The 21,366-nt window shown below is 68.1% G+C and carries 21 protein-coding genes and 1 tRNA gene; 13 read left to right on the top strand and 9 right to left on the bottom strand.

The genetic code is table 11. The features are described 5' to 3' along the window. Positions 1 to 74: 74 nt before the first annotated feature. Together ACFYWS_RS34145 and cutA are read left to right on the top strand one after the other, a co-directional pair. Positions 75 to 686, top strand: a complete 612-nt coding sequence (locus ACFYWS_RS34145) for a helix-turn-helix transcriptional regulator (protein ID WP_389282900.1) — start codon at positions 75 to 77, stop codon at positions 684 to 686. Further along, on the top strand, positions 683 to 1,003 hold the full coding sequence (cutA, locus tag ACFYWS_RS34140) for a divalent-cation tolerance protein CutA (protein ID WP_389282899.1): 321 nt from the start codon (positions 683 to 685) through the stop codon (positions 1,001 to 1,003). Before ACFYWS_RS34145 ends, cutA begins: the two co-directional genes overlap by 4 nt. A gap of 970 nt (positions 1,004 to 1,973) precedes the next feature. Here cutA and ACFYWS_RS34135 read toward each other — a convergent pair. Beyond that, positions 1,974 to 2,306: a DUF6344 domain-containing protein gene (locus tag ACFYWS_RS34135; protein WP_389282897.1), complete on the bottom strand. Its 333-nt coding sequence runs from the start codon at positions 2,304 to 2,306 to the stop codon at positions 1,974 to 1,976. A gap of 251 nt (positions 2,307 to 2,557) precedes the next feature. Here ACFYWS_RS34135 and ACFYWS_RS34130 point away from each other — a divergent pair, with 251 nt between their 5' ends. After that, positions 2,558 to 2,686, top strand: coding sequence for a DLW-39 family protein (locus tag ACFYWS_RS34130; protein WP_003999697.1), 129 nt, complete (start codon positions 2,558 to 2,560; stop codon positions 2,684 to 2,686). 149 nt (positions 2,687 to 2,835) lie between these two features. Next, positions 2,836 to 4,329 (top strand): hypothetical protein, encoded by a 1,494-nt coding sequence (locus ACFYWS_RS34125; RefSeq protein ID WP_389282896.1) that lies wholly within the window; start codon positions 2,836 to 2,838, stop codon positions 4,327 to 4,329. A 53-nt stretch (positions 4,330 to 4,382) separates the two neighbouring features. Here ACFYWS_RS34125 and ACFYWS_RS34120 read toward each other — a convergent pair whose 3' ends face one another. Both ACFYWS_RS34120 and ACFYWS_RS34115 read right to left on the bottom strand, forming a co-directional pair. Continuing rightward, on the bottom strand, positions 4,383 to 6,326 hold the full coding sequence (locus ACFYWS_RS34120) for a serine/threonine-protein kinase (protein ID WP_389282894.1): 1,944 nt from the start codon (positions 6,324 to 6,326) through the stop codon (positions 4,383 to 4,385). Between the two features lie 54 nt (positions 6,327 to 6,380). After that, positions 6,381 to 6,929: a helix-turn-helix domain-containing protein gene (locus ACFYWS_RS34115; RefSeq protein WP_389282892.1), complete on the bottom strand. Its 549-nt coding sequence runs from the start codon at positions 6,927 to 6,929 to the stop codon at positions 6,381 to 6,383. Between the two features lie 183 nt (positions 6,930 to 7,112). On the opposite strand from ACFYWS_RS34115, the gene ACFYWS_RS34110 reads away from it, so the two are divergent. Further along, a tRNA-Ala gene (locus ACFYWS_RS34110) sits at positions 7,113 to 7,185 on the top strand. 61 nt (positions 7,186 to 7,246) lie between these two features. Here ACFYWS_RS34110 and ACFYWS_RS34105 read toward each other — a convergent pair. After that, positions 7,247 to 7,945: a DUF5324 family protein gene (locus ACFYWS_RS34105; RefSeq protein ID WP_389283135.1), complete on the bottom strand. Its 699-nt coding sequence runs from the start codon at positions 7,943 to 7,945 to the stop codon at positions 7,247 to 7,249. A gap of 281 nt (positions 7,946 to 8,226) precedes the next feature. Between ACFYWS_RS34105 and ACFYWS_RS34100 the strand changes: the two genes are divergently transcribed. Together ACFYWS_RS34100 and ACFYWS_RS34095 are read left to right on the top strand one after the other, a co-directional pair. Continuing rightward, entirely contained in the window at positions 8,227 to 8,754 is a 528-nt protein-coding gene (locus ACFYWS_RS34100) for a peptidylprolyl isomerase (protein ID WP_389282891.1), read from the top strand. 147 nt (positions 8,755 to 8,901) lie between these two features. Continuing rightward, positions 8,902 to 9,801, top strand: a complete 900-nt coding sequence (locus ACFYWS_RS34095) for a rhomboid family intramembrane serine protease (RefSeq protein WP_389282889.1) — start codon at positions 8,902 to 8,904, stop codon at positions 9,799 to 9,801. A gap of 288 nt (positions 9,802 to 10,089) precedes the next feature. Here the strand turns inward: ACFYWS_RS34095 and crgA are convergent, their stop codons facing one another. Then, on the bottom strand, positions 10,090 to 10,347 hold the full coding sequence (gene crgA, locus ACFYWS_RS34090; RefSeq protein ID WP_389282887.1) for a cell division protein CrgA: 258 nt from the start codon (positions 10,345 to 10,347) through the stop codon (positions 10,090 to 10,092). 153 nt (positions 10,348 to 10,500) lie between these two features. Between crgA and ACFYWS_RS34085 the strand changes: the two genes are divergently transcribed. From ACFYWS_RS34085 to ACFYWS_RS34060, 6 genes are all read left to right on the top strand, one after another. After that, positions 10,501 to 11,268, top strand: coding sequence for a DUF881 domain-containing protein (locus tag ACFYWS_RS34085; RefSeq protein ID WP_389282885.1), 768 nt, complete (start codon positions 10,501 to 10,503; stop codon positions 11,266 to 11,268). Between the two features lie 30 nt (positions 11,269 to 11,298). Beyond that, positions 11,299 to 11,994 (top strand): class E sortase, encoded by a 696-nt coding sequence (locus ACFYWS_RS34080; RefSeq protein WP_389282883.1) that lies wholly within the window; start codon positions 11,299 to 11,301, stop codon positions 11,992 to 11,994. 41 nt (positions 11,995 to 12,035) lie between these two features. After that, entirely contained in the window at positions 12,036 to 12,197 is a 162-nt protein-coding gene (locus ACFYWS_RS34075; protein WP_326022339.1) for a hypothetical protein, read from the top strand. Next, positions 12,194 to 12,841, top strand: a complete 648-nt coding sequence (locus ACFYWS_RS34070; RefSeq protein ID WP_389282881.1) for an aminodeoxychorismate/anthranilate synthase component II — start codon at positions 12,194 to 12,196, stop codon at positions 12,839 to 12,841. Before ACFYWS_RS34075 ends, ACFYWS_RS34070 begins: the two co-directional genes overlap by 4 nt. Next, positions 12,838 to 14,115: a class E sortase gene (locus tag ACFYWS_RS34065; RefSeq protein ID WP_389282879.1), complete on the top strand. Its 1,278-nt coding sequence runs from the start codon at positions 12,838 to 12,840 to the stop codon at positions 14,113 to 14,115. The genes ACFYWS_RS34070 and ACFYWS_RS34065 overlap by 4 nt, the downstream gene beginning before the upstream one ends. A 61-nt stretch (positions 14,116 to 14,176) precedes the next feature. Further along, positions 14,177 to 14,917, top strand: coding sequence for a class E sortase (locus ACFYWS_RS34060; protein ID WP_389282878.1), 741 nt, complete (start codon positions 14,177 to 14,179; stop codon positions 14,915 to 14,917). A gap of 99 nt (positions 14,918 to 15,016) precedes the next feature. Here ACFYWS_RS34060 and ACFYWS_RS34055 read toward each other — a convergent pair whose 3' ends face one another. The 4 genes from ACFYWS_RS34055 to ACFYWS_RS34040 all read right to left on the bottom strand — a co-directional run bounded on the left by ACFYWS_RS34055 (position 15,017) and on the right by ACFYWS_RS34040 (position 21,347). Continuing rightward, positions 15,017 to 16,066, bottom strand: a complete 1,050-nt coding sequence (locus tag ACFYWS_RS34055; protein ID WP_389282876.1) for a restriction endonuclease — start codon at positions 16,064 to 16,066, stop codon at positions 15,017 to 15,019. A 199-nt stretch (positions 16,067 to 16,265) separates the two neighbouring features. Beyond that, the gene (pknB, locus tag ACFYWS_RS34050) at positions 16,266 to 18,263 is read right to left on the bottom strand and encodes a Stk1 family PASTA domain-containing Ser/Thr kinase (protein ID WP_389282874.1); all 1,998 of its coding nucleotides are present in this window, start codon (positions 18,261 to 18,263) and stop codon (positions 16,266 to 16,268) included. A 199-nt stretch (positions 18,264 to 18,462) separates the two neighbouring features. Beyond that, positions 18,463 to 19,923, bottom strand: a complete 1,461-nt coding sequence (locus ACFYWS_RS34045) for a peptidoglycan D,D-transpeptidase FtsI family protein (protein ID WP_389282873.1) — start codon at positions 19,921 to 19,923, stop codon at positions 18,463 to 18,465. Next, on the bottom strand, positions 19,920 to 21,347 hold the full coding sequence (locus tag ACFYWS_RS34040) for an FtsW/RodA/SpoVE family cell cycle protein (RefSeq protein ID WP_389282871.1): 1,428 nt from the start codon (positions 21,345 to 21,347) through the stop codon (positions 19,920 to 19,922). Before ACFYWS_RS34040 ends, ACFYWS_RS34045 begins: the two co-directional genes overlap by 4 nt. Between the last annotated feature and the right edge of the window lie 19 nt (positions 21,348 to 21,366).

Raw genomic sequence — 21,366 nt, 5'->3', positions numbered from 1 at the left:
CCAATCCGTCCCCCTCATGGTGAGGACGGATCCGTCCGCTTGTCAAGGACTAAGTCGTCCCCGACAATGGGGGCATGGAGCTGGATGAGGTACTCCGCAAGCGGCGCGGCGAGCTGGGTATGTCCCAAGCCGAACTCGCAGCAGCGGCAGGTGTCGATCGACGTCAGATCCGGCGGTACGAGGCAGGCGAACAGCAGCCGGTACTAACCGTCGCCGTCGCCATCGCGAGCGCCCTAGGGATCACTGTCAATGAACTCGCAGGTCAGCCCCGGCATCGAATTGACCTGTCGGGCACCTGGTGGATGACGTGGCAGACCTCTAGAGATGGTGAGATGAAGGTCGCCGCACAGCAGGTCAACTTCGCCCAGCAGGAGGAGTTGATCCACCTCGACACCGTTGCCCGAGGTCTCAGCGTCGAGGCGGGCGGGTTCCACTGGCGCGGAGAGCTTCGCCTGTGGGACCAAGAAGTCCTTATGGGGTGGTACGTAGCCACCGACGGGCCCGTGCGCTCGAAAGGGACGCTGTACTTCGTGCTGCACCCGCACGGGATCAGCATGACCGGCCGATGGGTTGGTCTTGGCTACGACGGCAAGATCATGACGGGGTGGGGTACCGCCGCGCGGACCAAGGATGAAGCGGTGGAGCTGAATGAGAGGCTCCAGGCGGAACATGGGACGACGCCGTGACGAGTGTGTGCGCCGTACTGATCACAGCACCGGATGCTGAGTGGCTGACCTCATTCGTACGTGGGCTGGTGTCCGACCGGCTGTGTGCTGTGGCGCATGTTTCCCCGATCCAGTCCATCTACAGATGGAACGGCGAAGTGCACGACACCAGCGAGGCCCTTGCCACCCTGCGTACGGTGAAGGATCGCGTCCCCGAGATCATCGCCCGAACGCGAAGCGAGCACCCGTATGAAGTGCCCAGCATCATCGCCATTCCGATCTACGACGCAACCGACGCCTATCGTGCATGGATCATCGAGCAGGTAAGCCCGGAGTAGGCAGCCGTTACAGGTTTCTCTACCTCATCAAGTCCGGCTGCGCTCCGCTCCGCCGGGCGGGCTTCCCGGCTCCGCTGCCCTTCGCGCTCATGCCTTCGGCCCGCGCTACGGGCGCTACGCCGACACCCGCCCACGCGTGGATAGGCCGAGGTGATGAGTCGAGCACCGCGACGCACGTACGCGGCCCCAGGCAAAGACGATGCCTCCGGCGGGGGATCGGCCGGCACCGGGGGCCGGGGGCAGCACTGCCGGGTGCGGATCCGTGGGTGGTTGCGAGGAGCTCCCATCCCGTCCACCGTCGACCCAGGCGAAGCCGAGCAGACATGGCCCCTGGTGTCCAGGTCGTTCGTACAGTGGCGCGCTCCACCTGGACACCAGGGGCCATGCCCGCTCCACTGCGTGTGGGTCGACGGCGGACGGGATGGGAGCTGGAGTTGGGTGGTGGGCTGGGTGTGGTGGGTAGGTGCGGCAGATGTCAAGGGCGCCTAGGTCGCCTGACATCAGCGGCTGACACCAACAAGCGCGAACGACGCCGATCAACGCCGAACCTCAGCGGCAGGCGAACCGGGGTGCAGGGGACGTTCGTTGAGGTCGAGAGAGTGCCTCGATCGACCTGATAAGGATGAGGCCACAGGTTCAAATCCTGTTAGCCCCACATCACGAGGACCCTCAAGCGGAAACGCTTGGGGGTCTTTTGCTGTGCGCAGTGGCGGCGAGCGGACATGCCGATGGGCCCGCACAGCCGTAGGAAATGGCTGGGGCCTCGTTCGACAGTCCTGCTGTTCTGTTGGGCGTCGCTGTTGTGCGTCTCTGCTGCGCTTCTCTGTTGTGCGTCTTTGCTGTGTGGCTCTGCTGTGTGGCTCTGTCGTGCGGTCTTGCCTTGTCCGGGCGTTGGACGCCCGGCTGTTCCGTCTCTGCTGCTGGTTCAGCCGGTTCTGCTGTTCCGGCTTCTTCTACTGCGTGGTGCGGGCTACAGCTGCGTGGCGAGGGTCTCGGCCGCCAGGTGGCTGTCGGCGTTGCGCTGCTCGGTGTCGGCCGGCGGGCGGTGGCGGACGCTCGGGGAGGAACCGTGGGCCTCGGCGCGGATGCGCTGCTTCATCGTTGGTGGCAGGGACCGCTTGAGCGACCAGTAGGGGCGGGCCTCCGCCGGAGCGGGAGCGCTGACCGCCGCGGTCTGGGTCTTCTCCGTCTGCTGGACCGGAGTGGCCGCGGTGGCCGGGGAGGTGAGTCCGAGCGCCGAGAACAGCGCGATGAACGTGGAGATGATGACGGTCCACAGCGTCATGACCTTCTGCTTGGTCATGGCCCCTCGCTTTCAGGTTGGGCGATTTGCTTACTTTCCTCATGATGTGGATGGGGGTCCGCTCGTGGGGGACCGACGCTCGCGGGGCGTCGATATTCAGATGAACACCACCCGGATGGGCGCAAGCGGCCGTTTCTACTGCGTTCTTCAGGGGCCGAGTTGAGGTGCATCCAGGTCACCGATCGGTATCGATCGGTGTGTATAGTCGGGCGCCAGAAGTCCCCTACGCCAAGGAAAGACGAGGTCGCGCGGTGAAGAAGCTTCTCCTGGTCGCACTGGCCGCCATCGGCGGGCTCCTCGTGTACCGCCAGATCCAGGCGGATCGCGCCGAGCAGGATCTGTGGACGGAGGCGACTGACTCCGTGCCCACGGGTTCGTGAGTATCGACAACAGTCTCTTCATAGGGCCCCGGTCGCAGCAGCGGCCGGGGCTTTGTGCTGTCCGGGGGCGCCTTTACGTATGCGATTGCGTGGCGGGAAACCGTCGCACGCCGGACACCGTGCGGAGTGGAACGGCAGGATGACCGTCCATGGGGAGACTCCTGAGGCGGCTGAGGCAGGGGCGGCGCGGCCAGGGCCCGGCGAGGGGCGCTGCCGGGGCGGGACTGTGCGCGGCCCTGGTGCTGACGCTGCCGGGGGCGGCGACAGCGGCCGGAAGCGGCAATCCGTACGACTTCGCCGAGGGCGCCCGGACCGTCGACGGGGCGCGCAGTGGCGCGACGGCGGCTCAGCTCAAGACGGGTGAGACGTACCGGAGTTCGCTCGCGGCGGGGGACGGCGTCACCTCCTACTTCCGCGTCGAGCTGGACGGGGCCGCCACCGCGTACGCCTCGGTCGTGGCCGTCCCGCCGCTCGGCTCGGGGGTGAAGGCGGCGGCCGCGGACGGCATCGCGGTGTCGCTGCGGGACCGCCAGGGAAATCAGTGCGATGCGGAGCGTGCGGCCTTCCGCTCCGGTCCCTATCCGCGGCCGATCGCGGTGGCGGTCGAGCGTCCCGTACGTCCGGGAGAGCTGCGGTGCCAGTCGGCGGGGACGTACTACGTGGCCGTGGAGCGGACGGCGGCGGCCGGGTCGAGCGATCGTGACTGGGGGCTCGAACTGCGGGTGGCTACCGAGCCGGGGCTGGTGTCCGCCGCGCCCGGTGCGGGGGTGCGGTCCTGGCCGTCGAAGCCGGCGGCGCTGCCGTCGGGGGCGGGCGCGCGGCGCAGCGGGGGCACCGGGTTCAACGATGCGAGGGCGCTGACGTCCGGCGTCTGGAAGGACCGGATCGGGCCGGGGCAGAGCCACTTCTACCGGGTTCCGGTGGATTGGGGGCAACAGCTGTCCCTCGGCGCCGAGTTGGACGGTTCGGCGGGTGGTGGCGCCCGGCGGGAAGCGGTGCCGGGGGCGCTCGACATGGAGCTGTACAACCCCGCGCGGGCGCCGGTGGCGGCGAAGGGCGCAACGTACTCGGGCGGCACGACGTCGGCCGCGTTCGACCCGCTGCCGCCCGTGGCGTACGGGAACCGTCTGCTGTCGCGCGAGGACGAGGCGGCGATGGGGCTCGCCGGTTGGTACTGGCTCAAGGTCACGCTCAACCCGGTGATGGCGGAGGAGGCCGGTGGGCTCGGGATGACCTTGCGGGTGGCCGTCGACGGGTCGGCGAAGCAGGCGCCCGACTATGTGCGCGATCCGGGGGAGTTCCAGGTGACGGCCGAGGATCGAGCGGCCGCCGAGCGGGGGGAAGGCGGTGCGGAGTGGGCCTTCGGGGCCGGCTCGGGTTCTGGCTCCACGTCCGGTTCGGGTTCGGGGGCGGGCTCTGGTCCGGGCTCTGGTGACGGCTCGGGTTCTGGTGATGGTTCTGGTTCTGCGAGTGGGCGTGGTGGGGCTTCCGGTGGTGCGGCGGCTTCGTCCGCTACGTCGCTGGGGGGCGGCCTCAGGACGGTGGTGGGGGTGGTCGGGGTCGGGACCGGGAGCGCGCTGGTGCTGTGGCTGGGGGTGTGGCGGGTGGTAGCCGTGCGGAAGGTGCGGCAGGTGCAGGGCTGAAGGGGGCGGGCTCCGGGCGGACTTGGGTCGGTCAGGGATGGGGCAGGGGCGGTTCAGGGGTGGGTCAGTGCCCAGATGCCCACCGCGAAACAGGCCAGGGCCAGGAGCAAAACGGGGATCGTCACCCTCGCGGGTGGTCCTGGCCGGAGCCGGGGAACTTCTCCGTCATCCGATGCGTACAGAGAGTGACGGACCTGGGGAGGGTCGAGCGGGGAGGGGGCGGACGGGTGAGGGGCGAGAAGCGGTGGTTCGGCGGCCGGTTCCGGAGCGGGATCCTGTACGGGTACGGGTACGGGTACGGCGGCGGGCGTCGGCTCCGGGGGAAGCGGTGGCGGCGTGGGCTCGGCCGGCGGCGGGGTGTGCGTGGCTGGTGGCGTGGTGCGGCTGAGCGGGAGCGGGGTGAGGTCGATTGGTGGCGCCGGGGGCATCTCGGGCACGGGAGGCATTCGGGGGGCCGGGGGCACCGCTGGAGCCGGAGGTGCCGAGGGCGTGGGGGACGCCAAGGCCTCGGGGGGCGCCGAAGGCCGTGGTGGGAGTGGGGTGTTGGTGGGAGGTGGCGGAATGTGCGGCACCGATGTGCCCGTACCGGCCTCCTGGCTCACGGAGCCCGCTCCCTGCCCGGCCGCGCCCACGCCATGAGCCAGGGAGTCGGCACCTCGCCCTGCCGCCAACTGCTCGTGCGCCGGCGTGCCCGCGGCGTGCTGCTGCGAAGGGCCGGTTCCGTGCTCCGCGGCGCCGCGTTGCGGAGGGCCGGCTTCGTGTCCCGCCGTCCCGTGCTGCGGAGCGCTGCCCTCATGCCTCGCCGTCCCGTGCTGCGCAGGGCCAGCTCCAGCTTCATGGTTCCCTGCGGCGTGCTGCGGAGGGCCGAGCTCACGCCCCGCCGCGCTGTGCTGCGATGGGCCGGATTCACGCCCCGCAACCCCGTGCTGCGAAGCGCCGCCCTCACGCCCCGCGACCCCGCGCTGCGAAGCGCCGCCCTCACCCCCCGCCGCCCCGCGCTGCGAAACGCCGGCCCCAAGCCCCGCCTGTCCCGACCCGTCGGTCCCGCCCGCCGGAGAGGCTGCCTTGTGTGGTGGCGTCTCCGGACCGCTCACCGGGCGGGCCCGGCGGCCGCGGACCGGGGGGCCGCCGGGGCCGAAGCCCGGAGGGAGGGGGCCGAGTTGGTCGAAGACTTCGATCAGCTCGGCGTCGGGGCCCGGCTCCGGGAGGAGTTCGGCGGCGGCGAGGAGCGCCTTGCGGGCACCGGTCGCGGTGCGGAACCGCGTATCGGGATCCGGCTGCAGCAGCCCGGCGAGGACCCCCCACAGCGGGCCGGGCACGCCCTGCGGCGCCCGCGGAGTGCCGTGTTCCTCGAAGTGTTCGATCAGGGCCTTGGAGTCGGGCCTGGCGCCCTCGAGGAGATAGAGCGCGACGAGCCCCGCGGCGAACAGGTCCGCGGGGAAGTCGGGCTCCGCGCCCAACTCCTGCTCGGGTGCGAAGTATCCCGGCGTGCCCACTACATAGTCCGCCTCCGTCAGGCGCGGCTCGCCCTTGCGCATCGAGATACCGAAGTCGGACACGCGCAGATGCGGCAGCCCGGTGCCGGTGGACTCGAGCAGGAGGTTGGCGGGCTTGATGTCACGGTGCACCACGCCTTCGGCGTGCACGGCGGTGAGTCCGGAAAGGAGCTGGTCGAGCAGGACGCAGGCGAACTGGGGCGGCAGCGGCCCGTAGTCCGCGACGAGATGAACGAGCGAACCACCGGCGACCAGATCCATGGTGAACAGGACCTTGTCGTCGTCCGCGGCCCAGCTGGCCGGGGCCAGGACATGCGGATGATCGATGCGCAGCGCCTGCTCCCGCACGAAGCGCAGCAAGGTGTGGGCGTCGGACTGCTGCAGCACCTTCGCCGCCACATAGCGGCGCCGCCGGTGGTCCCAGGCGCGCCAGACCGCGCCCACTCCCCCGCGGCCGATCGGATCGGCCAGTTCGTACCGGCCGGCGAAGACCTCACCCATGGTCGTGCGTCGCTCCCCTCCCGGAGCCGGACCCGGTGCCGCGCCAGGCCGGGGTCAGCTCTGGTGCGACTGGTAGTGGGCGACCGCGTCGGAGGTGCGCCCCGCTCCGTACACCCGCAGGAACTCTGCCAGTTCGGGGTGGCTGGGGGCGAGCGAGTCCGCCGCCTCGATGATGTCGCTCGCGGCCGAGACGGAGCGCAGCAGCGACTGGATCTCACGCACCACGCGCTTCACCGTCGGCGCACCCGAACTGTTCGACGCCTGCCCGGTGTTGGTGAGCACAGACCCGCCCTGCGACTTCTTGATCTCATCCATCCGCTCGGTGGCCTCGGCCGCGCTGACGCTGCCGTCGGCCACCTGTCCCGCGAGCGACTGCAACAGCTGGACGCGCTGCACCACAGCAGGGTTACCGATCTTCGCGCGCTGACCGCTCATCAGCTGCGACAGCATGGGGGCGGAAAGCCCGAGCACTCCCGCGAGGCGGGCCTGATTGAGCCCCAGGTCCTCGATCAGCCGACGGAAGAGCGCCCCCAGCGGCTCCCCGTACCAGTTCCGCTGGAGCTCCCTGGCTCTTGCGGTGGCTTCCTGCTGTGCGGCGTCCATTGCGTCTCCCCATCGCTTCCCCAAGTACGGTCCTTCGCTGCCGCGAAGCACGTGGGGCATCTTACGGAGCGTGGTCGCCCGCCGGGACCCCCAATCTTTTTGCAGGATTCAGGGGGAGACCCGGTACTCTGGTCTGCGACGGTGCACCGGGACATGAACCCTCCGGTGGGACGCGTCGTTTTCGGGGCCTTAGCTCAGTTGGTAGAGCGCTGCCTTTGCAAGGCAGATGTCAGGAGTTCGAATCTCCTAGGCTCCACAGCAGAAAGCCCCTCCGACCAGGTTCTCCCTGGTCGGAGGGGCTTTCGTCGTATCGGGCGTCAGCGCTCGTCCTCCACGGACGTGTCCGCCTCGGCCTGCTTCGCCTCTACCTCCGGGTCGAGAACGTCCCGGCCGCTGCCGTCGACGGAGGTCAACGGAGCGCTGTCGCGGACCTCCGTGGCGGCCGGCGGCTCCACCAACCAGTCCGGGTTGGCCTGCTTGTCCCACCACTTCCACGCGGCGAACGCGCCGCCCGCGACGATGCCGAGCACGACGAGCCGCTTGGCGATACGGCCGGAGCGGGCCCGGCGCTCGTGCTTGCGCACCAGCTTGCGGATCTGCTTCGGGGAGACCTCACCGCGCAGCCCGGAGTACGCCGCACTGCCGCGCGCCGCTGCCTCCTTGCGGGCCGGCTCGGCCGCCGCCACCGCCTGCTCGATGCGAGGCTTCGAGTACGCCGCCGCCTGCCGGGCGGCTTCACGGGTGCGGGCGGCCGCTTCATGCGCGGCCTGGTCGAGCTTCGGCGGGACATGCGTCCGCGCCTGCTCGAGACGCGGTGCGAGATGCGTGTCGTACTGGGCACGCGCCTGGTGCGCGGCCTGCGAAACCTTCGGCCCGAGCGAGACGCGCGCCTCCTGTGCGTACGTCGTGGCCCGGTCCTTGGCCGACTCGGCGTAGGGCGCCACCACTTCCGCGGCATGCAGCACGCTGTCCTTGGCCGAGCCGGTCGCGGCACGCACGCTGTCGATGCGGGTCACGGGATCCTCCTCCTCGGTGGCGTACAGGTTTTTCACCTTTCCACCTTTTTACGGATCATGCCTGCCTGGAGCATCAATGCGGTGGTAAGGCTTGGTACGGCTTGATAAAGGGACTTGGCGACGACAATGCCACGGATCGTGGCGGGGCGCGCCTCTTCGACTGCGAGTAGACCGGTTTTCGGCGGCTGAAACCCCCGCACAACCCTGACAAGTCCGTCCGGGGCCACCGAGAGTGCGCCGTGCGAGGATCGGGGGGCACAAATGTCAACGGAAGGCAGATCGTGGCCGAGCAGCTGTACGCCACTCTCAGGACCAACCAGGGCGACATCGAGGTCCGGCTGCTGCCGAACCACACCCCCAAGACGGTCAAGAACTTCGTGGAGCTCGCCAAGGGCGAGCGTGAATGGACCAACCCGGAGACCGGGGAGAAGTCCAAGGCGCCCCTCTACGACGGCACGATCTTCCACCGCGTCATCGGCGGCTTCATGATCCAGGGCGGCGACCCGCTGAGCAACGGCACGGGCGGCCCCGGCTACCAGTTCGAGGACGAGTTCCACCCCGACCTGGCCTTCACCAAGCCGTACCTGCTGGCGATGGCCAACGCGGGACCCGGAACGAACGGCTCGCAGTTCTTCATCACCGTCTCCTCCACCGCCTGGCTGACCCGCAAACACACCATCTTCGGTGAGGTCGTCGACGAGGCCAGCCAGAAGATCGTCGACGCGATCGCCGGTACGCAGACCAACCCGCGCACCGACCGGCCGGTCAACGACGTGGTCATCGAGACCGTCTCCGTAGAGACCCGGTAGTCCCGCAGGGAACCAATACGCCCCGCCGTCCGTCGCCTGTTCGTAGGCACGGGGGCGGGGCGGCGCGTTGCGCGCAACCGCGCGGCGCCGACATCACCACACCCGACCACCCAACCACTCGACCCGAGACCCGAGGGGACCGCCGCCATGGACCAGCCGCCCGGCAGCCCGCAGGAACCGAAGGACGCCCAGGGCACGCCCGGCTGCTACCGGCACCCGGACCGCCCCACCGGCATCAGCTGCACCCGCTGCGAGCGGCCCATCTGCCCCGAGTGCATGGTCAGCGCGTCCGTCGGTTTCCAGTGCCCGGAGTGTGTGCGCGGCGGCTCGGGGACCGGGCACGCACCGAGCGCCAACCAGCCGAGGACCATGGCCGGAGGCACGATCACCTCCGATCCGCGCCTGGTCACCAAAGTGCTGCTCGGGCTCTGCGTAGCCGTGTTCGTGGTGCAGATGGCGGTCGGCGAGCGGTTCACCGAGCGGTTCGAGATGCTCGGCCTCGCCTGGGTGCCCGACCTCGGCGGCCTCGAAGGCGTGGCCGAGGGGCAGTGGTACCGGCTGCTCACCGCGATGTTCCTGCACGGCTCCTACGTCCACATCGCCTTCAACATGCTCAGCCTGTGGTGGATCGGCGGCCCGCTGGAAGCGGCCCTCGGCCGCGCCCGCTACATCGCGCTGTATCTGGTCTCGGGCCTGGCAGGCAGCGCCCTGACCTACCTGCTCGCCGCCCAGAACCAGCCCTCGCTCGGCGCCTCCGGCGCGATCTTCGGTCTGTTCGGTGCGACGGCGGTCCTGATGCGGCGGCTCAACTACGATCTGCGGCCGGTCATCGCGCTGCTCGTGATCAACCTGATCTTCACGTTCAGCCCGGGCTTCAACATCGCCTGGCAGGCGCACATCGGCGGCCTCGCCGGCGGTCTGATCGTCGGCTACGCCATGGTCCACGCCCCGCGGGAGCGTCGCGCGCTCGTGCAGTACGGGACCTGTGCGCTGGTTCTGGTCGCCGTGCTGGTCACCGTCGTCGTCAGGTCGGCGCAGCTCACCTGAGCCCGGTTTTCCACGGATGATGAGCAAGGTTGTCCACAGCGAGTGGCGGATCTTGTGCATCCTGTGGGGAACAGCTGTGCCCCTTGTCATCAACCCGGGTTTGACCAGGAGGGACAAGGGGCGAACAGGTGGTCGAGTGAGGTTGATCCAGTCACACCGGTGTCAACGCTCAGTGGGTTATCCACAGATCATGCGACCTTTTCCACCTGCTGTGGAAAATCAACCGGATCCTGTGGATAACTCAGTGGATAGCTCAGGGCAGAGCTACTTCCACAGCTACTTCAACAGCTACTTCCACTGGGTGGAGACGCCGAAGCCTCCGGCGATGAAGCCGAAGCCCACGACGATGTTCCAGTTGCCGAGCGCCTTGATCGGAAGCGTGCCGTCGGCCACGTAGAAGACGACGATCCAGACGAGTCCGATGAGGAACAGCGCCAGCATTACTGGTGCTACCCAGCCGCGGTTGGTCAGCTTGATATTGGCTGCCTGCTTCGACCCCGTCGGGGGCGTGTAGTCGGCCTTCTTGCGGATACGTGACTTCGGCACGAGGGTCTCTCCTGTCGATGCGCTGCGTGGCCGCGCAGAGTACGTGGGCTGGCTCCGGAGCAGCGTACAAGGGGAAGTTGTGGGGATTCACCGTGCTCCTCCGGGCGTCCGTTAGCGTAGTGCTTCCGTGGCGTCGAAGGAGATAAGGGTACGTTGAGCAATTCCGTCGACTCTGCCAAGAGTTCCGCCCGAGGTCGCCTGCGGCCCGTGCGGTTGCTCACCGTTGGTGTTTTCGCGCTCGCCGGCCTCATCTTTTTCACCAGTTTCAATACGGCCAAGGGCACCAATATCCGGACGGACGGGTCCCTGCTGAAGCTCTCCGACCTCATCCAGGAGCGCAGCCGGAAGAACAAGGACCTGGAAGCGGTCAACGGCGGGGTCCGTGGCGATGTCGAGCGCCTCGCCGAGCGTGACAACGGCTCCACTCAGGCCGACGACGACAAGTTGTCCGCCCTGGAGAAGGCGTCCGGGACGAAGAGGCTGAAGGGCGAGGCGATCTCCGTCACACTCGACGACGCTCCGCCGAACGCCGCCCCCAAGCTCCCCGGCTACCCCGAACCTCAGCCCAACGACCTGGTCATCCACCAGCAGGACCTGCAGGCCGTGGTGAACGCCTTGTGGCAGGGCGGCGCCAAGGGCATCAAGGTCATGGACCAGCGCCTCATCTCCACGTCCGCCGTCCGCTGTGTCGGCAACACCCTGATCCTCCAGGGGCGGGTCTACTCACCCCCGTACAAGATCACCGCGGTCGGGGACCCGGAGAAGCTGAAGCAGGCGGTGGCGGCCTCGCCGGAGATTCAGAACTACATGCTGTACGTCAACGCGTACGGGCTCGGCTGGAAAGTCGAGGACGACGGGGCGATGACTCTTCCCGGTTACTCGGGCACAGTGGATCTCCACTACGCGAAGCCCGTGAACTAGCCATGGAGTAGCCGCCGTACTGGGGGGCCTGTGTCGGTACGTGTCGCCATCAGGACATTCAGCGAACTCTGCATCACCGTCGGCGCCTTGATCGTGCTGTTCGTCGCGTACGTGCTGTTCTGGACCGGTGTGAAGGCGGACAGTGCGATGGGCAGCCGGATCGATGACCTCCAGGACCAGTGGGCGAAGCGGCCGGTGGCCAGTGCGGCGCCCGATGGCGGGGCCAGTGCGGCGCCGCCGAAGCAGGGTCCGTACAAGGACGGCGAGCCCTTCGGTGTGATGTACATCCCGCGGCTTGGTTTCACGTGGAACAAGCCGGTGCTCCAGAACACGAAGGTCGACACTCTCAAGCAGGGGCTCGGGCATTACGCCGGCACGGCGCAGCTCGGTGAGAAGGGGAACTTCGCGGTCGCCGGGCACCGGCGCACGTACGGCGACCCGTTTAAGGACTTTCCGAAGCTCAGGCCCGGTGACCCGGTGGTGCTCACCGACGGGACCACCTGGTTCACGTATGTCATCGACACCAAGCCGTACAAGACGCTGCCCAGCGATGTCGGAGTGATCGATCCGGTGCCGCGGGAGTCCGGTTACCAGGAGCCGGGACGGTATCTGACGCTGACGACGTGTGAGCCGGAGTGGGGCCACAGTCATCGGCTGATCGTCTGGGCGCATCTCGATGCCACTCAGCCTGTGGAGGCAGGCAAACCGAAAGCGCTGCGCCGTTAGTCTGGTGCCGTAATCGCAGAACGGTGGAAGGGGAGCCCGGCATGTACGGCTGGATCTGGCGGCATCTGCCGGGGAACACCTGGGTGAGGGCGGGGATCTCGGTCTTGCTGGCCCTGGCGGTCGTGTACGTCCTCTTCCAGTACATCTTCCCGTGGGCCGAGCCGCTGCTGCCCTTCAACGATGTGACGGTGAACGGCCAGTGAGCACCCGAAAGACTCGCATTCTCGTCGTCGACAACTACGACAGCTTCGTCTTCAACCTCGTCCAGTACCTGTACCAGTTGGGTGCCGAGTGCGAGGTGGTGCGCAATGACGAGGTGACGATCGCGCACGCGCAGGACGGGTTCGACGGGGTGCTGCTCAGCCCGGGGCCTGGCGCTCCCGAGCAGGCCGGTGTCTGCATCGAGATGGTGCGGCACTGCGCGGCGACCGGTGTGCCCGTCTTCGGTGTCTGTCTCGGCATGCAGTCGATGCAGGTGGCGTACGGCGGCGTCGTGGACCGGGCCCCCGAGTTGCTGCACGGCAAGACCTCGCTCGTCGGCCACGAGGGCAAGGGCGTCTTCGCGGGCCTCCCCGACCCGTTCACGGCCACCCGCTACCACTCGCTGGCGGCGGAGCCCGGCACCGTACCGGAGGAGCTGGAGGTCACGGCGCGCACCGAGGACGGCATCATCATGGGTCTGCGGCACCGTGAACTGGCCGTCGAGGGTGTGCAGTTCCACCCCGAGTCGGTGCTCACCGAGCATGGGCATCTGATGCTCGCGAACTGGCTCGTCGTGTGTGGGGACACGGGCGCCGTGGCCAGATCGGCGGGGCTCGCGCCGGTCGTGGGCAGGGCCTCGGCGTGACCGCATTGCGCCCCGAGCAGGACGGCGAGGCCGGCGGGTTCGAGGATGCCGTGCGTCGCCTCGACGACCCGCTGAACGACCCGTTGCCGGGGCAGCACCCGTCGCCGTGGTTCCGGCCGCAGGGTGCGCAGGAGCAGGAACCACAGCCGGAGCCACAGGCGGAGCTCCGGCAGGAGCAGCCGCGGGCCGAGGGGCCGAAGCGCCGCCTTGACCCGGAGCCCGAGTGGTACGACCCGCAGGGGTACGCCCAGGACTGGTATGGGGGCGCAGGGCAGCAGGCCACGGAAGCGGCGCCCGCAGCGCCCGCGGGCGTACAGCAGTCCCCGGAGCGGGCCTCTGAGCCTGCCCACACGCCCGTACAGGACGATCCCGCGCCCCGGCCGGTGCGGGACGACGAGACCGTCGCTCTGCGGACCGCGGACACTCGGCGAATAGTCGAGACCCCGCCGCCCACCGGTGGGCGGGCAGCGCGCAGGAAGGCCGCCAAGCGGGGCGGCGGACGGCACTCGGCGGCGCCCGCGATCGAGCAGGAGTCGGAGACGGGGGCGGACGGCAAACCGCTGAGCCGGGTCGAGGCGCGTGCCGCGGCGCGTGCGGCGAAGCCGGGTGCCGGGGTGATCGCGAGCCGGGCGGTCGGCGAAGTCTTCATCAGCATCGGGGTGTTGATGCTGCTGTTCGTCACCTACCAGCTGTGGTGGTCGAACATAAGGGCTCACGACATCGCCGGCAGCGCCCGGCACAGCCTTGAGGACGACTGGGCCAACGGCAAGCGCAAGCCGGGCGCGTTCGAGCCGGGGCAGGGTTTCGCGATCCTGTACATCCCGAAGCTGGATGTCGTCGTGCCGATCGCGGAGGGCATCAGCAAGCCGCAGGTGCTCGACAAGGGCATGGTCGGGCACTACGACAAGGACAGCATTCCGACCGCGATGCCGGATGCGAAGAAGGGGAACTTCGCGGTCGCGGGACACCGGAACACCCATGGTGAGCCGTTCCGCTTCGTGAACCGTCTCGAGCCGGGCGACCCGATCGTGGTCGAGACGCAGGACAAGTACTACGTGTACAAAATGGCGAGCATCCTTCCGCAGACGATGCCGTCGAACACGGCTGTGCTCGACCCGATCCCGGCGGGCTCCGGATTCACCAAGCCGGGGCGCTACCTCACTCTGACGACGTGCACTCCGGAATTCACCAGTACGTATCGAATGATCGTCTGGGGCAAGATGGTCGAGGAGCGTCCGCGGAGCAAGGGCAAGCCGGACGCGCTCGTCGAATAACCGGGGACCACCGGGCACCAGGCATCGGGCAGTACGGCGCACAGAGACGGGGCATGACGCAGTGGCAGCGACGACCGACCATGGGGAAGAAGCCGCACCAGAGGGCCCCTCGCGTCCGCCCTCGCCCCGGCGCGGTCGGATCGCGACCGCCGTCAGTGTCTTCGGTGAACTGCTCATCACCGCGGGCGTGATCCTCGGTCTGTTCGTCGCTTATTCACTGTGGTGGACGAACGTCGTCGCCGATCGTGCGGCGGGCAAGCAGGGCGACAAGATCCGCGACCAGTGGCAGGGCAGCAGTGGACCCGGCGCGCTGGACACCAAGAACGGCATCGGGTTCCTGCACGTGCCCGCGATGAGCGGGGGCGAGGTGCTGGTCGAGAAGAGCACCGACCCCAAGGTCCTCAACGATGGTGTCGCCGGCTACTACACGGATCCTGTGAAGGCGGCGCTGCCGACGAACGGGAAGAACGGCAACTTCTCGCTGGCCGCGCACCGGGACGGGCACGGCGCCAAGTTCCACAACATCGACAAGATCGAGAAGGGCGACCCGATCGTCTTCGAGACGAAGGACGACTGGTACGTCTACAAGGTCTACGACGTCCTCCCGGAGACCTCGAAGTACAACGTGGACGTCCTCGATCCGGTGCCCAAGGAGTCGGGGAAGAAGAAGGCCGGGAAGTACATCACGCTGACGACCTGCACGCCGGTCTACACGTCCACGTACCGGTACGTGGTGTGGGGCGAGCTGGAGCGGGTCGACAAGGTGGACGGTGACCGGACGCCGCCGAAGGAGCTGAGGTAGGGCGGACCGGGACCGCCTACGATGAGCTAGGCCCGAAGCCGCAACTTCGTCTTGCGGCTTCGGGCCTTTTGTCTTTGGTGGTGTCGGCGTTCGGTGAGGTCACTTCAGGATGCTGAGTGGCGCTCCTGTGCTCCATTCCTGCAGCAGGCCTCGGGGGACGACCGTGACACCGGTCTCTGTGGCGATGTCGACTGCCTCTGTGGTGAACGGGCATGTGGCGACGAAGAGTGCGACGTCGGAGATGCGGAGGACCTTGGCGCCGCCGATGAACTTCTGCATGTCTGCGCTGGTGATCGAGAGGTAGGGGGCGAACCTCTTGCACTGGACTGCGACACGTCGGCCATCGGGAGTGAGGGCGGTGATGTCGACGCCGCGGTCTCCGCGGCCGCCTCGGACGACGACGTCGGTGCAGCCGTCGCGGCGGAGCAGGACGGCGACGTGGTCCTCGAACTCCGAGCCGTTCATGGTGTCCATGGCCGCCATGGTGACGGCGTGGGTACTGCTCGGCCCGGTTGCTTCCAGCCTCTGGAGCCGGACGTGGTGGCGGCGCATTCGGTGCTCTACGTGCTGGATGCCTGCGCGTAGGGCGAGCAGTTCGCGGCGGTGTTCACCGGAGGTTTCGATCAGGGCGTTGAACATGGGGACGACGGTCTTGCCGAGGGTGTCGGCGATGCGTTGATCGATGCGGGCGTCGAGGGCGGCGATGTCTGCCGTGTTCTGAGTGCCGGCGGGTTGGGTGCGCGCCAGGTACTCCATGTCGAGGAGGTAGGCGCGGACTTGGCGGGCCACGTCGCTGTCGCGCAGGAGCATGGCGACGTTGAGGATGGCTCGGCGGGAGTAGACGGTGAGGCTGCGACGGGCCTGTGGATTGCTTTCCAGGGAGAGTGACATGTTGTCACTCTCGAATTTGCGCAGGTCAGTACCACGGAGCACGACCATGCCGTTGGTGGTCAGCTCTTCCCGGTGGCGCTTGGCGAGCTGCCGGATGGCTTCGGCGGTGACACCGAAGTAGGCGGCGGCCATCGCCGTCGTCACATGCATTCCGTCCGGCAGGAGCGACAAGGCCTTCACCTTGTCGAGAATGTCCGTGCGTTCGAGCACGCTGTCACGGAGGGTCTTCGACTCGATCAGAGCCGTCTCGTTGATCACCTCAAGTGTCCTTTCGCTCCGGGGAGTTCGGATACTCCACCGCACCTCGATCAACGAGTCAGGACATATGAAGATACGAGCGAATCTCGTAGCTGTGTGTGAATGAGGGCTCAGGAGCTGTTGAGACGTCTACAGACGGAGCCCCGGCCTCCTCACATCGAGGGGGCCGGGGCTCCGTGCGTACGCGGGTGGTGAGGCGTCAGCCTCCGAGGTTGCCTCCGAAGATGCCGCCGTTGTCGTTGCCGCCGTTGCCGTTTCCTCCGCCGCCGACCGTGGTCAGGGTGACCGTGGTGTTGGCGGGGTCGGACGCGGTGTTGGCCGCCGGGTCCTGGGTGATGACCCGGGCCTCGTCGCCCTGGTCGGCGCCGTCGGCGAACTGGACGTTCTTGAAGCCGGCGTCGTTCAGGATCTTCTTGGCGTCCTTCACCTTCTGGCCGACCACGTTCGGGACCGGGGTCTGCGCGCCCTCCTTGGCGACCTTCAGCGTGACCGTGGAGCCGGGCTCGGCCTGGCTGTCCGCGGGGAGGCTCTGGGCGAAGACCTTGCCGGGCTCGGCCGCGGTGCTCTCCTCTTCGGCGCAGCTCGCTTCGAGGTTGCTGTCCTTGAGCTGCTGGGTGGCCTCGTCGCAGGAGAGGTTGCCGCCGGCCACGTTCGGGACGGTGACGAGGGCCTTCTTCTTGGCGACGGTCAGGGTGATCTCGGTGCCCTTTTCGACCTTGCCGCTCGAGGGGTCCTGCTTGGTCACCGTGCCGGGTGTCCGCTCGGACTCCTCGGTCGTCCTGGTGACGTTGTCGAAGCCCTTGCTCTTCAGCTCGGAGACGGCTTCGTCGTACGAGAGGCCCGTGACGTCCGGGATGGAGATCTTGGGAGCGCCTGTCGAGACGGACACCGTGACCGTGTCGTTCTTGTCGACCTGCGTTCCTGACTCCGGGGTCTGCGAGCAGATCTGGCCCTTGGGGTAGTCCTCGCAGGGGCCCGACTTGCTGGAGTCCAGCTTGAGGTCGCGGTTCTCGGCCATCTTCTCGGCTTCGCCGACCGTCTTGCCGACGAAGTTCGGGGCCTTGAACGACTCGTCGCTGACGCCGCCGCTGCCGAAGATCTCCCTGCCGATCAGGATGGCGCCGACGAGCACCAGGATGCCCGCGAGGACCAGGAAGATCGTCGACATGCGGTTCTTGCTCTGCCGGCGCCGGTCGGCCCGTTCGTCGTAGCCGAAGCCGCCGTCGTCCGGGTTGGTCGGCGGCAGCATCGACGTCTGGCCCGCGCCGTTCTGCGGGCGCAGCATCGCGGTCTGCTGGTCGTCGGGGTGGCCCCCGCCGTAGCCGACCGCGCCCATGGCGGCGGTGGCGGCGACCGGCCGGCCGTCGAGGCAGGCCTCGATGTCGATGCGCATGTCGTCGGCCGACTGGTAGCGGTAGTCCGGGTCCTTGGTCAGCGCCTTGAGGACGATCGCGTCCATCTCGGGCGTGATCTCGGAGTCGAAGACCGATGGGGCCTGGGCCTCTTCGCGCACGTGCTGGTACGCGACGGCGACCGGGGAGTCGCCGACGAACGGCGGCCGCACGGTCAGCAGTTCGTAGAGCAGGCAGCCCGTGGAGTACAGGTCGGAGCGCGCGTCGACCTGTTCGCCCTTGGCCTGTTCCGGCGACAGGTACTGCGCGGTGCCGATGACCGCCGCGGTCTGCGTCATGGTCATGCCGGCGTCGCCCATCGCGCGGGCGATGCCGAAGTCCATGACCTTCACCTGACCGTTGCGGGTCAGCATGACGTTGGCCGGTTTGATGTCGCGGTGCACGATGCCCGCGCGGTGCGAGTACTCGAGGGCCTGGAGGATGCCGACGGTCATCTCCATGGCGCGCTCGGGCAGCAGTTTGCGGCCGGAGTGCAGCAGCTCTCTGAGCGTGGATCCGTCGACGTACTCCATCACGATGTACGGGATGGAGATCTGGTCGACGTAGTCCTCGCCCGTGTCGTACACCGCCACGATCGCGGGATGGTTGAGCGAGGCGGCGGACTGGGCCTCCCGGCGGAACCGGGCCTGGAACGACGGGTCGCGCGCGAGGTCCACCCGCAGCGTCTTCACCGCCACGGTGCGGCCGAGCCGGGTGTCATGGGCGAGGTAGACCTCCGCCATGCCACCACGGCCGAGCACCTGGCCCAGCTCGTACCGGCCGCCGAGGCGACGCGGCTCTTCCATTACCTACCAGCCCTCTCCGTCGGTCCCGACCGTCCCGTGCGGGCGCTGCCGGTGTGCTGTCCGGGCATACCGTACCCGGCCTGCCCAGCGTGACCTGGCCACCACCGTGACCCGTGACAGGACCGGTATCGCCACGTGCGTCTATGTGAACGAGGGGTGACCGGGCTCACAAGGGGTGGTGAAGCCGGGTTCCATCCGGTCACTTCTTGCTGTCCACGACCGCCTTCATCACGTCCCGCGCGATGGGGGCGGCGAGACCGCCACCGGAGATGTCCTGGCGGCTGGCGGCGCTGTCCTCGACGACGACGGCCACCGCGACCGGCGAGCCCGAGGACGTCCTCGCGTAGCTGACGAACCAGGCGTACGGCTTCTCGCTGTTGTCGACACCGTGCTGGGCGGTTCCGGTCTTGCCGCCGACGGTGACGCCGTCGATCTTCGCGTTGGAGCCGGTGCCGTCGTTGACGACCGTCTCCATCATCGACTGGAGCTTCTGCGCGTTCTCCTCGGAGAGCGGCCGGCTGAGCTCCTTCGGGTCCGTCTTCTCGATGGTGTCGAGGTTCGGGGCCTTCAGTTCGTCGACCATGTACGGGTCCATGAGCTTGCCGTCGTTGGCGATCGCCGAGGCGACCATCGCCATCTGCAGCGGCGTCGTGGCGGTGTTGAACTGGCCGATCGAGGAGAGCGCGGTCTCCGACTTGTTCATGTCGTCGTCGAAGTTCGACGCGTTCGAGCGGACCGGGATGAACTGCTCCTTGTTGAAGCCGAACTTGTCGGCTTCCTCACGCATCGCGTCGACGCCGAGGTCCGAGCCGATCTTGCCGAAGACGGTGTTGCAGGAGACCTTCAGGGCGTTGCGCAGCGTCGCGTTCTCACAAGGGATGTCGCCCTCGTTCGGCAGCGGCGTCGTGGTGCCCGGCATGATCCACGGCAGCGGGGTGTCGGTCTTCTGGTCGGGGGCGTACTTGCCGCTCTCCAGCGCGGCCGCGGCCGTCACCAGCTTGAACGTCGAACCCGGCGGGTACGTCTCGCGCAGCGCGCGGTTCAGGAGCGGCTTGTCCTTCTCCTTGTCGAGCCGCGAGAACGTCTTGCCGTCGTCGGTGGAGTTCCCGGCGAAGGACGACGGGTCGTACGACGGCGTGGAGGCGAGCGCGAGGATCTTGCCGGTGGACGGCTCGATGGCGGCGACCGCGCCCTTGCCGCGGTTCTTCAGGCCGTCGTAGGCGGCCTTCTGGGCGGCGCCGTTGAGGGTGGTGACGACGTTGCCGCCCTCCTTCTGCTTGCCCGTGATCATGTCGAGGGTGTTGCGGAAGAAGAGGCGGTCGTCGTTGCCGCTGAGGATGCCGTCCTCGAGGTTCTCGATCTGGCTGGCGCCGACGACCTGCGAGGCGTATCCGGTGACGGGCGACCACATGGGCCCGTCCTTCCAGGTGCGCTTGTACTTCAGGTCGGTGCCGGTGGTCGCCTTGGAGCCGGTGATGGACTTGCCGTCGACGATGATGTCGCCGCGGGGCGTCGAGTACCGCTCGATGGCGACGCGGCGGTTCTCCTTGTCGGAGGCGAGCGAGTCGGCCTTCACGTACTGGAGCCAGTTGTCGCGGATCAGGAGGCCCAGGACCAGGAGTCCGCAGAAGATCGCGATGCGGCGCAGGGGCTTGTTCACGGTCGGACCACCTGGGTCATCTCGGCGTCGGGACTTGGCGTGGGGCTGGGGGCGGGCCGCCGCGCGGTGTCGCTGATGCGGATCAGGATGCCGATGAGCGCCCAGTTGGCGATGACGGATGAACCGCCGTACGCGAGGAACGGCATCGTCATACCGGTCAGCGGGATGAGCCCCATGACACCGCCGGCGACGACGAAGACCTGCAGCGCGAAGGCGCCGGACAGGCCGACAGCGAGCAGCTTGCCGAAGGGGTCGCGGGCCGCGAGTGCGGTGCGTACGCCGCGCTCCACGATCAGTGCGTAGATCAGCAGCAGTGCCATCAGGCCCGCCAGGCCCAGCTCCTCACCGAAGGTGGCGAGGATGAAGTCGGAGTTGGCGGCGAAGCGGATCAGCTCGGAGTGGCCCTGGCCCCAGCCGGTGCCGAGGGTGCCGCCGGAGCCGAAGGCCCACAGTGCCTGCATCGCCTGCTCGGAGTGGCCGGGCACGCCCTGCCGGCTGAGCATGTACTCCTTCATCGGGTCGAGCCAGGCGTCGACGCGCTGCTGGATGTGCGGCTCGAACGTGGCCACGCCGACGGCGCCGACCGCGGACATCATCAGACCGAAGACGATCCAGCTGGTCCGCTCGGTGGCGACGTACAGCATGATGACGAACATTCCGAAGAACAGCAGCGACGTACCGAGGTCGGTCTCGAAGACAAGGATGAGGATCGAGATTCCCCAGACGACGAGGATCGGTCCGAGGTCGCGGCCGCGTGGCAGGTACAGGCCCATGAAGCGGCGTGAGGCGAGCGCCAGGGCGTCCCGCTTCACCATCAGGTAGCCGGCGAAGAAGATCGCGAGGACGATCTTCGCGAACTCACCGGGCTGGATGGAGAAGCCGCCGATGTTGATCCAGATCCGCGCGCCGAAGATGTTCTGGCCGAGGCCGGGAACCAGCGGGAGCAGCAGCAGGATCACGGCGCCGAGCATGGAGATGTACGTGTAGCGCTGCAGGGCGCGGTGGTCCTTGAGGAAGATCAGGACCACGATGAACAGCGCGATGCCCATGGCGGTGTACATCAGCTGCTTGGGTGCGGCGCTGCCCGCCTGGTCGATCGACTGGAGCAGCTTCGACTGGTCGAGCCGCCAGATGACCACCAGGCCGAGGCCGTTGAGCAGTGTGGCCAGCGGCAGCATCAGGGGGTCGGAGTACGCCGCGAACTTCCGTACGACGATGTGGGCGACGCCTGCGAGCAGGCAGAGGCCGAGCCCGTAGCCGAGCAGGCCCGTGGGGACCTCGCCGTCGAGGGCGAGGCCGACATTGGCGTACGCGAACACCGGGATGATCACGGCGAACACCAGGAGCGCGAGCTCGGTGTTGCGCCGGCTGGGTGCTCCGATCGCTCCAATGGTCGACGTATGGGTCGTGGAGTTACTACTCATGGCGTGCTGAGGCCCCCAA

Origin of the sequence: Streptomyces sp. NPDC002795 (genome assembly GCF_042888725.1) — a bacterium.
Classification (GTDB): domain Bacteria; phylum Actinomycetota; class Actinomycetes; order Streptomycetales; family Streptomycetaceae; genus Streptomyces.
Note: the sequence above shows the minus strand (reverse complement) of the source record. Positions and strands in the feature narration are given on the sequence as shown.

Coding starts and splice junctions, on each gene's coding strand:
- ACFYWS_RS34145 (WP_389282900.1), top strand. CDS start 75: ATGGAGCTGGATGAGGTACTCCGCAAGCGGCGCGGCGAGCTGGGTATG.
- ACFYWS_RS34135 (WP_389282897.1), bottom strand. CDS start 2,306: ATGACCAAGCAGAAGGTCATGACGCTGTGGACCGTCATCATCTCCACG.
- ACFYWS_RS34125 (WP_389282896.1), top strand. CDS start 2,836: ATGGGGAGACTCCTGAGGCGGCTGAGGCAGGGGCGGCGCGGCCAGGGC.
- ACFYWS_RS34120 (WP_389282894.1), bottom strand. CDS start 6,326: ATGGGTGAGGTCTTCGCCGGCCGGTACGAACTGGCCGATCCGATCGGC.
- ACFYWS_RS34115 (WP_389282892.1), bottom strand. CDS start 6,929: ATGGACGCCGCACAGCAGGAAGCCACCGCAAGAGCCAGGGAGCTCCAG.
- ACFYWS_RS34095 (WP_389282889.1), top strand. CDS start 8,902: ATGGACCAGCCGCCCGGCAGCCCGCAGGAACCGAAGGACGCCCAGGGC.
- ACFYWS_RS34075 (WP_326022339.1), top strand. CDS start 12,036: ATGTACGGCTGGATCTGGCGGCATCTGCCGGGGAACACCTGGGTGAGG.
- pknB (WP_389282874.1), bottom strand. CDS start 18,263: ATGGAAGAGCCGCGTCGCCTCGGCGGCCGGTACGAGCTGGGCCAGGTG.
- ACFYWS_RS34040 (WP_389282871.1), bottom strand. CDS start 21,347: ATGAGTAGTAACTCCACGACCCATACGTCGACCATTGGAGCGATCGGA.